This is a genomic window from Chitinophaga sp. 01L420 (genome assembly GCF_056399985.1).
In genome coordinates this window covers 46,863-60,933 of the sequence record NZ_JBFTSK010000004.1, presented here as the reverse complement: position 1 = coordinate 60,933, position 14,071 = coordinate 46,863, and the positions used below count along the sequence as shown (strand labels likewise).

10 protein-coding genes are annotated in these 14,071 nt (G+C 45.4%); 2 read left to right on the top strand and 8 right to left on the bottom strand.

What is annotated here, in order from left to right; genetic code table 11:
- Positions 1–156: 156 nt before the first annotated feature.
- Together AC1DP6_RS05530 and AC1DP6_RS05525 are read right to left on the bottom strand one after the other, a co-directional pair.
- Positions 157–783: an FMN-binding negative transcriptional regulator gene (locus tag AC1DP6_RS05530; protein ID WP_477053925.1), complete on the bottom strand. Its 627-nt coding sequence runs from the start codon at positions 781–783 to the stop codon at positions 157–159.
- Positions 784–873: 90 nt separating this feature from the next.
- On the bottom strand, positions 874–1,971 hold the full coding sequence (locus AC1DP6_RS05525; RefSeq protein ID WP_441572233.1) for an Mrp/NBP35 family ATP-binding protein: 1,098 nt from the start codon (positions 1,969–1,971) through the stop codon (positions 874–876).
- Between the two features lie 126 nt (positions 1,972–2,097).
- On the opposite strand from AC1DP6_RS05525, the gene AC1DP6_RS05520 reads away from it, so the two are divergent.
- Positions 2,098–2,763, top strand: a complete 666-nt coding sequence (locus tag AC1DP6_RS05520) for a carboxypeptidase-like regulatory domain-containing protein (RefSeq protein ID WP_441572234.1) — start codon at positions 2,098–2,100, stop codon at positions 2,761–2,763.
- 59 nt (positions 2,764–2,822) lie between these two features.
- Positions 2,823–3,713 (top strand): 3-hydroxyacyl-CoA dehydrogenase family protein, encoded by an 891-nt coding sequence (locus tag AC1DP6_RS05515; protein ID WP_477053924.1) that lies wholly within the window; start codon positions 2,823–2,825, stop codon positions 3,711–3,713.
- A 301-nt stretch (positions 3,714–4,014) separates the two neighbouring features.
- Here AC1DP6_RS05515 and AC1DP6_RS05510 read toward each other — a convergent pair whose 3' ends face one another.
- The 6 genes from AC1DP6_RS05510 to ribD form a co-directional block, all read right to left on the bottom strand.
- On the bottom strand, positions 4,015–4,455 hold the full coding sequence (locus AC1DP6_RS05510; protein WP_477053923.1) for a hypothetical protein: 441 nt from the start codon (positions 4,453–4,455) through the stop codon (positions 4,015–4,017).
- Positions 4,456–4,460: 5 nt separating this feature from the next.
- Positions 4,461–8,777 carry a DUF6531 domain-containing protein gene (locus AC1DP6_RS05505; RefSeq protein ID WP_477053922.1) on the bottom strand — a complete coding sequence of 1,439 codons (4,317 nt, stop codon included), beginning with the start codon at positions 8,775–8,777 and terminating at the stop codon, positions 4,461–4,463.
- A 37-nt stretch (positions 8,778–8,814) separates the two neighbouring features.
- Positions 8,815–10,188 carry a hypothetical protein gene (locus AC1DP6_RS05500; protein ID WP_477053921.1) on the bottom strand — a complete coding sequence of 458 codons (1,374 nt, stop codon included), beginning with the start codon at positions 10,186–10,188 and terminating at the stop codon, positions 8,815–8,817.
- A gap of 17 nt (positions 10,189–10,205) precedes the next feature.
- Positions 10,206–12,014, bottom strand: a complete 1,809-nt coding sequence (locus AC1DP6_RS05495) for a type VI secretion system Vgr family protein (RefSeq protein WP_477053920.1) — start codon at positions 12,012–12,014, stop codon at positions 10,206–10,208.
- Positions 12,015–12,324: 310 nt separating this feature from the next.
- A complete protein-coding gene (locus AC1DP6_RS05490; protein ID WP_441572240.1) occupies positions 12,325–12,927 on the bottom strand; it encodes an IMPACT family protein in 603 nt (200 codons plus the stop codon).
- A gap of 29 nt (positions 12,928–12,956) precedes the next feature.
- A complete protein-coding gene (ribD, locus tag AC1DP6_RS05485; protein WP_477053919.1) occupies positions 12,957–13,997 on the bottom strand; it encodes a bifunctional diaminohydroxyphosphoribosylaminopyrimidine deaminase/5-amino-6-(5-phosphoribosylamino)uracil reductase RibD in 1,041 nt (346 codons plus the stop codon).
- Positions 13,998–14,071: the final 74 nt, after the last annotated feature.

Here is a 14,071-nt window from a genome sequence, read left to right as displayed (position 1 = left end):
GCTTCTTTAAACATATTATGATTACCTGTAATTGAAAACAACTCTAAATATTCACTGTGGTAGTTGTGGTTTACCAACATAATTTTTATGAGGAAGATAAATTAAAGATATTCCTTTTTGCGAATACGCGCATCAACAAAAAATAAAATAATTCTTCTATTTTTCTGCTGCCCGGCGGGCTTCCATTTCTGCAGCCACACGCAGGGAATTTTCATCCCCCAACGCCCGTAAATGGGCAATTACGCTGTAATAATCTGTATCTTTTTTATTCTGGCTGAGCTTATAATTGGCATTCACGTCTCTCACAGTAAGTTCAAATCCAACAATCGCCTTTACATTATTCCCGAGTGTTTTATCATCAATATCTGTAATATGCACCGGGCAGGCAGATGCGGCTTCATAGTGGTCCATCAGGGAATCCAGTGCAGCAATTACTTCCGCCTCTTCCTGTATCCTGATCTGTCCGTGAATATGCACGGCCATATAGTTCCAGGTGGGGATTTTCTCTTTTTCATACCAGGAAGAAGAAATATAGGCATGATGTCCGGAAAAAACAGCCAATGTATCGCCCTTGCTGAAATACTCCCATTGCGGATTAATCCTGGCAATGTGTCCATGTAACACAAAATTTCCGGGTGTTTTTTCTACCAGCGTCATGGGAATATGAGTGGCGTGTGGTACACCGGCATCATCCACATTAATCAGCAAACCAAAACCATTTTCTTTGATAAAAGCGGCAATAGTATCCCAGTTGGTTTCCCTGGTGAGTTTTGGAGTATACATCTGAAGAAAGAATTACAAATTACGAATTACAAATTACGAATTACGTTTGTTGTGAAACGCCGTAATTCGTAATTCATAATTCGTAATTTTCTAAACGATAATATCAACGATCTTGGTAGGTGCTATGTTGGCGTTACGCATCGCTATACTACGGGCGGCGGCACCTGCAACATCCAGGAATGCTTTACGGATAATTTTCTCATCCCCGGCCATAGCAGGCACACCGGCATCACCACCTTCGCGGATGCTTTGTACCAGTGGTATCTGTCCCAGGAAAGGTATTTCCAGTTCTTCTGCCAGGCGTTTACCGCCTTCTTTACCAAAAATATAATATTTGTTATCCGGTAACTCTGCTGGCGTGAAATAGGCCATATTTTCCACTAAACCAATGATTGGCACATTAATCTGTGATCCCTGGAACATGGAAATTCCTTTTTTAGCATCTGCCAGCGCTACATCCTGTGGAGTGGTAACAATCACTGCACCGGTAACAGGTACGGTTTGTACCAGGGTCAGGTGAATATCACCAGTACCAGGAGGCATATCGATGACCAGGTAATCCAATTCATCCCAGTATACGTCGGTAATAAACTGTTTTAATGCGCTGCTGGCCATGGGGCCACGCCACACAACTGCTTGTCTTTCATCGATCAGCAAACCAATAGACATTACCTTGATACCGAATTTCTCAATCGGCTGAATCATGCCTTTACCGTCTACATTCACCATCAGTGGCCTTTCTCCACGTACACCGAACATGATAGGAACGGAAGGACCGTAAATATCAGCATCCATCAACCCTACTTTAGCACCATCCCTACCCAATGCCAGGGCCAGATTGGCCGCCACAGTGGATTTACCCACGCCTCCTTTACCGGAAGCCACCACTATAATATTCTTCACATTAGACAGTACACCTTGTCCGCTTGTTCTTTTGGTACTCACATTGGCGGTCATCACTACTTCCACTTCCGCATCCCTGCTCACTATCATGTGAATAGCATTCACACAGGCATTCCTGATCAGGTCCTTTAACGGACATGCCGGCGTGGTAAGTATGACTGTAAATTTTACTTTGTTGCCGTCAATCTCTATATCTTTTACCATGTTCAGCGTAACGAGATCTTTCCCCAGATCTGGCTCCTCTACGTTGCTCAGGGCCTTTAAAACCTGCTCTTTCGTGATCATAAATTGTTGTTAATTTTGAATCCAGACAGCAAAGTTAACCCAATTGGGATTTAATTTACAATTTCTCTGGGCAGCTGATCAACTGCATGGAAACACGTAATTAAATTTTTATATCTTAGGGCCGGCATGCATCAGAAAAGATCCTACATACTGTCACTCATAATTGTTTTCCTTTTGTCTCCTTTCCTGTTGAAAGCACAGATTGCGGAATTCAGAGACAGCGTCATTCAGATTTCAGGTATTACCATGACAGCAGACAGCCTCCGGGCCATCCCTGCGGTAAGCGTACTGGTAAGAGGTCAGGGCAGAGGTACCATTTCCAACAGATCCGGTATATTCTCCATCGTAGTGTTTAAAGGTGATACCCTGTCATTCAGCGCAGTAGGCTTTAAGCATAAAAACTACCGGGTACCGCCAGATATCAAAGGAAACAGTTTCTCCCTGATACAACTGATGGTAGAAGATACCACCTATCTCCCGGTCACCATCATCAAGCCCTATCTCTCAAAAGAAGAATTTGAACGTGCCTTCGCTAATATGGACATCCCCGATGATGCCTATGAGGTGGCACGAAAAAATACCAACAACGCCAGGCTCCGTGCCATGGCCCGCTACACTCCTGTTGATGGACGTGAAGGCGTAAACCAATACCTCAACAAACAGGCACAGAGCCTCTACTATGCAGGTCAGCCGCCACCACAGAACATCTTTAACCCGCTGGCATGGGCACAATTTATCCAGGCCTGGAAGCGAGGCGACTTTAAAAGGAAAGACGATAGTTACAGCAACTAGTTCGTAACGGGTAATTCTTTAAATTAGTGGCTTATTCAATTCTGACAAATCACTACACCATGCAAAAAATTGCGGTAATCGGCGCTGGTACCATGGGAAATGGTATTGCGCATGTCTTTGCTCAACACGGCTATGCCGTTACTTTAATAGATGTTTCTGCCCCGGCACTTGATAAGGCACTACAAACCATTACCCGGAACCTCGACAGGCAGGTGACCAAGGGAACTATTACAGAAGCCGTTAAAACTCAAACGATTGGCAACATCTCCCTGCAAACAGATCTCGCTACCGGCGTAAAAGACGTTTCCCTGGTAGTGGAAGCAGCTACCGAAAATATTTCGCTGAAGCTGAAAATATTCCAGGAACTGGATCAACATGCCCCTGCCGACGCGATCCTGGCCACCAACACGTCCTCTATTTCTATTACAAAAATTGCAGCAGCCACCAAACGCCCTGCTAAAGTAATAGGCATGCACTTTATGAATCCCGTACCAGTCATGAAACTGGTAGAGATCATCAATGGCTATGCTACCGATAAAGACGTGACCAACACCATTGTGGCGCTCTCTGAAAAACTGGAGAAAGTTCCCTGCGTGGTAAATGATTATCCGGGCTTTATTGCTAACCGCATTCTGATGCCCATGATCAACGAAGCTATCTGCTCCCTGTTTGAAGGCGTAGCTGAAGTTGCAGAAATTGATACTGTCATGAAACTGGGGATGGCTCACCCGATGGGACCCTTGCAGCTGGCCGATTTCATAGGATTGGATGTTTGTCTTTCCATCCTGCAGGTGCTGCATGATGGCTTTGGCAATCCTAAATATGCACCTTGCCCACTGCTTGTGAACATGGTAACTGCAGGCTATTTAGGCGTGAAAAGCGGAGAAGGATTTTATAAATATACTGCCGGTAGCAAAGACCTGGTAGTAAGTGAAAGATTCAGCAGATAATAAACAACGGGTAGTATATGCAGCTGATTTAGCTACCTATACTACCCGCTAATAGTTTATTCGTCTCCGTTATACTACAGCAACCCTACTTTCCATTTATTCTCCCAAACAGATTCCCGCTTCTTGCCATCAATTAACCAACTGCCGCCCACTTTTACAACAACGTAGATAAAATGCTCCGGCATCGGTTTGGTCCTTGCCGTGCTGATGGCAATTCTGCCGGCACGCTCACTAATTCTTTTGACAAGCGTATATCTTCTTCTGATGCCATTGTAATGACTCGCTAATTCGTTATCAATCGCTATCTGATTTTATCCAAAATGCTGATGGCCAGGTTTCTGGAAGCATCGCTTTGCGATGTTATTTTAGTCAACAGCTGGACGTCTTCTTCCGTATTGAAATAAACATTTACGCCGCTCTGCATAAATACGACTGTTTCTTCTTCATCCCCATAGATCGCCACTATTTCCGCATCATATTTTGTAACAAAGTCAGTATAATCAGTCAATGCTGTTAATACGGCCGAACGCAGCATTTCTATCTGCTCCGCTGTTATTTGATTTGAGAAAGTATCATAAACAAAAGAAACCGTAAAATCTTCCAGGTAGAAGTAATACATAGGTACCTCCTCTCCAAAAACACTGTCGCTGTTTTCTTTGAGCCAATCTATATTAACTTTTTTTCCTTCTTTATCAAAAAAACTACCCGAATGAATAAATTTATCAATATTGAATTCCATCATAAGTGCTAATGCTGTTTGAGTGCTTTTGAAGTTGTTTCGAAATCTCTTTTGTTATTTGGATAATTTTGATGCGCAGCATCTGCTACCGCGGCAAGCTTAGCACGATTCTTAGGATTAGCAGCAAACTTATCTACCGCTTCCGTTATTTTATTCCATTTTGATGCATCCTTCCCCATAATTGCCGTGGCTGTTGGATCTGCTGGTTTATACTCAATGTTATATTTATCAGGAATTATTTTTCCTTTTTTATCCAGCTGTGGTGTTCCCACAATTTCAACGTGCATTGTTTCTCTTCCATCCGCTACGTTGACATGTACTCCCCTGGCAGGAACATCTGTCAATGCAGTATTCATAGAAACACCAATCTCTCTTGCCAGGCCCAACACATCTACCCATCGGTTCGGATCTCCAACATACCCGTACAATCTTATTCCCCCTGCCAACCCTATCGGGTCCTGACTTAAATACATCCCTTCTTCGGGTGAATAATACCTAAACCTGTTATACGCCAGTCCTGTTTCCTCATCTTCATATTGCCCCTGATAAAGATAATTACAAAATGTTTTATCCCCGTGTAGTTGTCTCGTTTTTCCATAGCRATCCAGCTCACGCTCCCACACCTTACCGCCAAAAGCATCATATGCGTGGGTAGGCGTACCCAGATGATCCGAAATAATACTGTATGAATCGCTTCCGACAATTTTTGCACAGGGCACAAATGAATCTTCCTCAAAAATCCAGGTAACCAGATCTTCCACCGGTATCCTTTCTTCCTGCAGGTCGCCATTGGCGGTTGCTGCTAAATAGGGAGGATAATCACCCTTATATTGCCATTCATGCAAAGGAACATGCCCATCCCACAACCAGCGCGTTACTGTTTGTTTACGTTTATTGACTTTGGCAATACGTCGCCCTAAAGGATCATAACTAAATACTATTTCACCTCCTGCAGGTGCAATCACACGGTGTAATAAACTATTCCCTTTCCATTCGTAGATCCAACCAGTTCGGCTGCCTTTGAGTGTTATCCCCGCGGCGTTGGCATATGCCTTTTTATCTTCTGCAGTGGTGTGATGATTATTCTTAAATTCTTTAAACACCAGATTGCCTTCTACATCATAATGATAGTAGTAATCCGGACACTCCAGCAACCGGCCACCTTTGCCATATACCCGATCTTTCCGTGCCGGTGTACGGAACAGGTTACCTAATTTATCCGGTATCCGGTAAACAATAGCAGCAACATCACCAGGCTGCGCATAGGTAGCACTCACCAGGTTATCAAACTCATCATAGGCAAATTGTGTCTGTACTCCAGACAATTCATTGATGATACGGCGTACCTGCATCGACTGCCCCCATTCGTAACGGATGCGGCTCTGCTCTGTATTATCCACGCCAATAGATCGTCGTATAACCCGCCCTTGTTTATCCCGCTGTGTTTGTACGTTCACCCCACCCACCAGCATCCGCTGCAATTCCTGTCCGCTGTGATTACGCTCCCAGGTGGCCGTCCAGTTATCTGATATGCCATTCGATGCTTTCATTTTTTCCACAAACCCGGCCACGCTGTATTGCAGACTAACAGCAGCACCAAGACTACTACCTGTGAAACAATGATCCCCCGCTTCATCGTATTCATGCGTCACCTCATTCGTTCCCTGTATTTCACTGGTCACGCGACCATAAGCATCCCGTTGCAGGGTAATTTCGCCATCTTCATTAAAAGCCCCTGTCAGCAAACCATCTTTATCATAGCCATAGGCTGCAGTAGTACCGTCATGAAATTCTTCACGCACTACCCGGCCTACACTATCATAATCATACATTGTACTGCGGTTGCCTGGACGAATTATTTTTTTAATGCGCCCTGCTTCATCCCGCTCATACCTGCGTTGTATGCCATCAAAGCCCCATTCGTGAATGGTTTTTCCCGTCGCATCCGGTTCCAACCGGTACATCTCGCCTCCTTCATTGGCAATGCTACGCAACTGCAGCTCCGCATCATAGTTGAAGCGAACATTTACGCCATGCTGGCTTCTCCCCGTTAATATGCCTAACGGACCATAGGTAAAATTCACTTCCCGTTGCCCATCCTTAGCGCCAATCAGATTATCGGCGGCATCATAGCTGAAGGTATTGATATTACTATCTGCTTCTGTTATCTGTATAGTATTTCCGGCCGCGTCATACTGATAGGTATACCAGTAACCGGTAGCGCTGGTTTCTTTTACCAGTCGCCCCAGGTCATCATATTTCCAATGTAGTTGCGAGCCTTCCGGCGTAGTCAGTTCACTGAGATTATGCTGCGAGTCATACGCCAGGTCAAATGCGCGGCCACTGCTGTGAACAATCCTGACCACATCTCCCCCGCTATACTCATACTTTAATGTATTGCCATTCACAAAGGTTTTCTTCTCCAACAATCCCTGTTCATTATAGCTCCATCGCAACCGCCTGCCACCCGGACTTTTAACTGCAATCAGCCGCTGCTCCTCATCATACGAAAACAGGGTCGCTTCCCCATTACCATTTACTTCTTTCTCTATTCTGCCAAATTCATCATAGCTGTTTTTCGTAGTATTCCCTACCGGATCCACTATCACTTCCAGCTCCTGGTAGCTGTTATACTGCTGCATGGTGACGCCACCGTTGCCATCAATAATTTTATAGATGAGATGCTGTTCATCAAAATAATATTCCGTGCTGTGTCCGAGGCTATTGGTAGCAGTGGTTTTCCCTACTTCATAAGATGTATGATACTCCAACACACCACCATCGCCCCAGGTATGTATGCAGCGGGCATCTTCGCCTGTGCCATCATACTTCCAGTAAAAATTCAGACCACTCTGATTTGTTAATTGCACTAATAAATGTCCTTTGTAAAAAAAGTATTTACTTACATCCAAAGCATTGGTGGTACTGCTTAAATTACCATCTTCATCATACGTATAGCGTACGAGGTTGATGATATCTGCGCCATTGCTGGTATGAATTCTTTCAATGCGTCCCTGCTCATCTGTGGTTACCAGCAACAACCGGTTGCTACTGTCAATGATCTGTTGCAGATAGCCGTTACCGTTATAACGGAACAGGATACAAAATCCGGCTACGCTCCTTATTTCAGAAAGCTGGTAAGTTCCGTCCGGAGCAGGTTTGGATGCAAATCTGTAAGTTTGCTTTGCAATATCCTCCAGGTAATAGCCACTGTTGTCACGATGCCACCATAGCTTTTCCCCTCTGTTATAATAACTACCTCCCGTTGCTAATACCGGCATCACGGTTTCACGACCATCCCGCAGTCGTATGCTGAAATAGCCGTTTTGAAGGTCATATACATGCATGTTATAGGTGTGATGCCAGTTATAACCCAAAGGGCCTTTTACTGCTGCATCACTATAATAGGTACGTTCCCATACCAGTGGAATGGGCCCAGGCAATTCAAAATCTATGTTGGAGGAAAATACTCTTCCGCTGGCTGCATCTACGGGCTCACCAAAATGTTTGCATTTGAAGTCCTGCAGAATGGCTGCCAACCGCGGAAAGCGGCTTTCTATCTTATCAATCACCTTCTGCAATATCTTGCCTGCTGCTTTTGACAAGCCTTTCAAGCCAAGTTTAAACATCAGCTGAAACAGGTCTATCGTTGGCGGTCCGCCTACCAGCACAGGTTTGCCGGCAGAGGTCATAATGAGCAACACAGAAGTGGGGGCCATCAATGCAAAGGCGGAACTCTTTTTATTAAGACGGGGTGGTGACGGTAGTCCTACCAGGTTACAGGAAAGCGCCGGGTGAAACTGTGTAGAAAAAGGGCCGCCATCTGCCAGCACAGTAGAACTACCCATCCACATTTCCGAGGCCGCTTTAGGCTTTATGATGGGAAAAGGCAAATGTGCAATGAATGCTGGCAAATGAAAAATGGTAGTGCCGGCGTTGGCGATCCATTGGTTATGCACCTTTACAGAAGGACTTAACGCATGTACCAGCATTTGCGCGGTAGCCGCCAGGGAAAATGGTTGAGGTGCTGGTTCTTTCCCTTCTTCCGGTTCCGGCGGTTCGGGCGGTGGTGGCACCACACTGGCTATGGCCGCCATAATAGCGCCCATTATATCGAATACCATTCCTATATGAGGTACTGGTAACAAGGGAGAAGGAGGAAATACGGAATCATGAAAATCGATTCCTATGCCCAGGTCAAAATACTTCGCGGCGGGCATGCCCGGGAAGGAGGGTAAAATGCTCGCCATTCCTTTTTGTATATGGTCCAGCGAGTTTTTCTTTTCTGCAAACAATGCTCCGAAGCCTTTATTTTCTGCAGCCATAGTAATATTACTTTGATCCCTGTTGGGAGTGGGCTATTTAGTTAAATTCAAAAAGAGAGGACTTACGTCTTACAGTGGCCTTATCCATGCCTTCAGATTGAAGCAGGGTGGCCCAGTCATCACCTAGCAATTCCTGTAACTGGTCCTGTAATATTTTCAGATCTTCCGGTCCTCTGATTTTTTCACAGAGGTGAACTGCCATGCTGGCGGCATGCAGGAAAGTAGACTGACGCCTTACTTCCAGCTCCAGGTAGCTGCCACCGGTAAGGGAAAGCAAAAGATTTTCAAACGCAATATTCAGTTGACTCAGTTCATAATACAGGTGACCACAAAGCCGGTAGCCTTCCATGATCATGAATGCATCTCCCTTATCCGCCGCTTCATGTGCCAGTTCCTCATACAATGCGATGGCCTGTTTACGCTTCTTTTTGCCTACTAATATGGCTGCTTTTATCATGACGCATGATTTCCAGGTGGGATACCCCGCCGGATCACTGGCATCCATGAGCTGTCTGGATTGTACGATGGCTTTATCTGCATAAACAGCACTCTTATTGGGTTCCCGGATCATAAAATACGCCTGGGCCGCTATCATCAAACCAGCTACGGCATGTGTGGCACCACCCATCTTTTTACACAGGGAAAGCAGCACAGTTATTTCATTATCCAGGACGCCTGCATCCTGCTGCGTGGTGCAGTCCATTACTTTACGGATCTGTTTACGGAAACGTGCATCGATGCTGACAGTATCAGAATTGCCGCCACCTTTGTCCATATCGTTTTTTATCGCAGCCACCATATCCAGCTGCGGCTGCAGCAACGTTACCTGTTCAGCTAATATTTTTGGGGAAAGGGTAATCCTGGGGTTTGTTACAATATCAATGGTAACAAGACGAATGCCATCCGGTAAACCTTTCTTCAGTACATCGGTGTACCAGTCGCCGGCATCCGGACTATCCRGTCTCAGCATGGGAAAATAAATGCAACAGCCAATATTTTCCAGACCGGTGATATAGGATTTAAAACGAAGTAATTCTTTCCATACGCTCTGCACACATGGTGCCAGCGTCATGTCTGGCTGATAATCCTGTTTCAGTAATCTGTCCTTTTTCAATGCGCCGTAAACATCATACTTCGAATCGGGTATCGGCTCAAACCAGCTTACATATTCCTCCCACAACGCTTTCTCCCAGGCTTCATGATCCCCGTTCCAGGGCGCATCAAAACGAAAAAAAATCTCTTTGAAAACACCTACAGCAGTGCGTTCAATTTCCAGGAATTTATCAATAATATCTACATCTGCATATTGTACCAGCCAGATAGCCAGTTTCCAGTGTTTTTGCTGATCAGCAACGGCCCAGGCGTCCCTTACTTTATAGAATTCCTGCCCAATGGAAGGTGAGGTCGTCATAAGTTAGCATTAAGGAATCAGGAATTTATTTTCACTAGTCCGCCAGATACTACCAAGTCGGCAGTACAGCTCACCGACACATCTTTCCTGGCGTTCACGGTAACAGAATCACCTGCAATATTTGCGGTGGCACTGCCTTTGGCAAGAAACTCCTTCGTCAGCATAGTGATAGAGCTATCCCCTTTAAACAGGGTATCTTTTCCTTTAACAACAACTGATTCCTTCCCTTCCATATAAATCCCTTTCGTTGCAGTTAAAGTACCTGAGTCAGATGCTGCAATGGTGAATTTTTCCGCACTGATTTGAATTTCTTTGGAAGAAATATCCATTTTGGTTTTGGAAGAAATGGCAATACTTTCCTTTCCATCCATAAAAATGCGGTTACCACCAGGATCTGTAATGGTAACGCTGCCATCGGCATCATTCAATAAGATGGAAATACCACTGCGGGTGCGGATGGCTTTCATATCATTGGCTGCAGTACCAAAACCCGACTTACCTTCTCCGTTATAGGTAGTACCCAGTACAAAAGGTAATTCCGGATTGCCACCTTCGAAGTCCACGACTACTTCCTCTCCTTTTTCCGGCACCATGTACATGCCTTTGCTGCCACCACCATGAGGAGACACCACCCGCATCCAGGGTGTCATTCCCTGCTGCTGCCATTTAAAGCGGGCCCTTACCCGGCCCAGGTCTTTAGGATCATGGTTGTCTACCACGGTGGCACTCTGTGCTTCGGAGAAAGGCATATTTTCCAGGTTCACGGGTGGTGCGGCAGCATCGGCGGGAATACCTTCAAACTCATTATAGTAATCGCCGTTGCCGGTAACATGATGTGTCAGACCCCAGATCATAAATTTACCATGATCATCTTTCGCATATACATTTTCCTGGATAGCAATATGATCTCCTACCCGCAGGGAAGTATGTCTGCTGCTGCCTTTCAGCTGCACCATCGCCGCCATACGGCCTTTCTTCTGCCGGGTCACCAGCGTATCCAGTTCTGCTTTTGCATTGCTGGTAAACGCGTGTGTCATTTTATACAGAGAAGGATTACTGTATAACTTCTCACTTAACCCCTGTACATGTTGTGTATAATCATTTACTTTTCCTGCCGGCTGCGCAGAAGTGGAATTATCCACTACCTTATTACTGCGGTAGTCATATCCGTTCAGGTGCTGATTATTAGGCTGCACCTTCATTTCCAGGTCGAAGCTCATTAAGTCTACCAGGTGTACCAATGATATTTCTCTTGGTTGATATTTTCCAAAAACAACCTGCTGTCCGTTATAAAAAAACCATTCGCCGAAACGCTCCGACATCCGGTGCAGAAAGTCAAAAGATGTTTCTTTATACTGCACAATATATTTCAGGGAAGTACTCGTAGCCGGGTCTACCAATGGACGCGAAATGTAGGGACCACAGGCTTTCAGTGCGGTATTCACAATCGTAGCCAGGTCCTGGTTCTCGAAGGCTTGTACATGTGGGTCATTATTCAGCAATATCGTGGGACTGTATCCGCGGATCACGCAAAAGCCATGTGTGCCATCGCTTTCCTTACCGGAGCTGACAGACATCACAATGCCATTAAAGATCAGCGGATCATAGTGTTGTAATGCTTCATAGGCCTGGATCGTGATACTCACTTCTTTTCCCAGGAAAGCTTTGGTGGCAGATACTATACCTGGACCCAGTTCCTGCAGCCAGTCGTAACCGATCTTCAGCTCAAAATGATGATGCCCCTGTAATTGTTGCTCCAGGCGCAGGGAATGGAATTGTTTAAATTGCTTGTCGGCAATAGATACGGTTGTTATGGTATGTAACATAAACAAGGGGGCTTTTAATATTAATATGGTCATGCATGTATCCTGAATAAAAAGAACGGATACTGTTATAAAAACACTAAAAACGGGCTAATAAAAAACGTTAGTTAACAAAATTAAATTTAAGAAAAAATACATAAAACGAGGTCAATTTTATGTAAACGTGGAAAAATATTTCACAGGAGATGGGGATATCGAAATATTCGTAAGATGATCCTGATAAGTATGGATTCCTATCTTTAGACAAAAGGCATAAAGCGGAAAGCAAAAAGCTATCAAAGCGAATGATCATTCGCTCTGATAGCTTTTTGCTTTATGCTTTATGTTTTTTTATATCCAGTCCGTAAATATCTTTCAAACGCAGGAGGCACAGCTCCTCGCCGGATTTAGGCACACCTATTTCCATCTCACAAAATAACTGCAAATCCTGTGATAACACGGTGCAGTTGTTTTGTTTTACCACCATCATCACATCATTCATGATGGTGTAATCAAAGCTGAGATGATATTTTGCTTCTATATTTTTCTGGATAACGGGGATCAGTTGCAATACCATTGCAGCGCTCATTTTATACGCGTTAATAAGTCCGGGTACACCCAGGAGACTGCCACCGAAATAACGTACTACTACAATGAGTACATCCGTAATCTGTTTGCTGTCTATTTGTCCCAGGATAGGCTTTCCGGCAGATCCGGATGGTTCACCGTCATCACTGGCACGAAACTGGAGACCAGCCGTACCCAGGCGATAAGCATAACAGTGATGTGTAGCTTTGGGGTGTTCTTTTTTCACTTCTCCGAGGGCTTCTTTTACCTCTTCCGGGGTTTTGACAGGAAAGGCATATGCCAGAAATTTGCTGCCCCTGTCCTTGAACTCTGCTACAGCTGTTTTATCAATTGTAAAATAAACCTCCATCAATATCATTTAAAATGCGCACCTGAAAACTACGCAGGATTATAAAAATCAATACGATCGCCGTTCACCTGCATCGTATCTACACTTATTGCCCGGGTGAGTACAGGTGCCGACAGTCCGTCTGCCAGTGTAACCGTACCAGTTATAATGCGGGCCTCATCCCATAACCCGGCTGCGATAAACTGCTGCAACAGATGAGGACCACCTTCCACCAAAACGCTCTGAATATGCCGCTGGTGCAGCTGTTTCAGTAACGCGGGCAGCATATCGGTAAAATCCAGCTCCATGATTTCCGTCAACCCGTGGGTATCTGTACTGTTGCCTGTAATAAATATGGTAGGAATGCTACCATCCCATACATGGTGGGAGCGCGGAACTTTCCCTTCCCGGTCGATGATGAGGCGGACCGGATCTTTGCCGGTCCACAGCCGGTTATTCAGCCTGGGATTATCCAGGATAGCGGTTCGGGTACCTACCAGGATGCCCATCTCCTCACTGCGCCATTTATGCACCAGCCGGTCGCTGTAAGGATTGGATATTTTTACGGGTGCTCCATCGGCAGCGGCCATGATGCCATTACTGGCCTGCGCCCACTTCAGTACAATATAGGGGCGTTTCTTTTCATGAAAAGTAAAAAAACGGCGGTTGATATACCGGCATTCTGCCTCCAGCATGCCAGTATGCACTGTTATCGCGGCCTTTTTCAGCTTCTCAATGCCTTTACCTGCTACGGCAGAAAACGTATCTATGCAGCCAATCACCACTTCTTTAATTCCCCGTGATACAATCAAATCGGCGCAGGGCGGCGTTTTGCCGTGATGGGCACAAGGCTCCAGGCTTACATACATGGTTGCCAGCGGGATCAGTGACTGATCTTCTGCGGCAACGCTGTTAACGCAATTCACTTCTGCATGGGCCTGCCCGTACTGCCGGTGATAGCCCTCTCCTATGATGCGCCCCTGGTGAACCAGTACAGCTCCTACCATTGGATTAGGTGCTACCTGACCTGCTCCCATAGCGGCCAGCTCCAGGCAGCGCTGCATAAAAAATTCATTGAACGTGCTATTCATAATCGCCAGCGATGTAATATTTTTGCAAATGTATCGTTTTTAGCCAGTGGAAAATGCCGCTCCCCCAGGTTTGC

What these genes read in the sequence shown, in the direction of transcription:
- AC1DP6_RS05525 (WP_441572233.1), bottom strand. Translation starts at nt 1,971, where the DNA reads ATGATCACGAAAGAGCAGGTTTTAAAGGCCCTGAGCAACGTAGAGGAG.
- ribD (WP_477053919.1), bottom strand. Translation starts at nt 13,997, where the DNA reads ATGAATAGCACGTTCAATGAATTTTTTATGCAGCGCTGCCTGGAGCTG.
- AC1DP6_RS05515 (WP_477053924.1), top strand. Translation starts at nt 2,823, where the DNA reads ATGCAAAAAATTGCGGTAATCGGCGCTGGTACCATGGGAAATGGTATT.
- AC1DP6_RS05520 (WP_441572234.1), top strand. Translation starts at nt 2,098, where the DNA reads ATGCATCAGAAAAGATCCTACATACTGTCACTCATAATTGTTTTCCTT.
- AC1DP6_RS05495 (WP_477053920.1), bottom strand. Translation starts at nt 12,014, where the DNA reads ATGTTACATACCATAACAACCGTATCTATTGCCGACAAGCAATTTAAA.
- AC1DP6_RS05510 (WP_477053923.1), bottom strand. Translation starts at nt 4,455, where the DNA reads ATGATGGAATTCAATATTGATAAATTTATTCATTCGGGTAGTTTTTTT.
- AC1DP6_RS05490 (WP_441572240.1), bottom strand. Translation starts at nt 12,927, where the DNA reads ATGGAGGTTTATTTTACAATTGATAAAACAGCTGTAGCAGAGTTCAAG.
- AC1DP6_RS05530 (WP_477053925.1), bottom strand. Translation starts at nt 783, where the DNA reads ATGTATACTCCAAAACTCACCAGGGAAACCAACTGGGATACTATTGCC.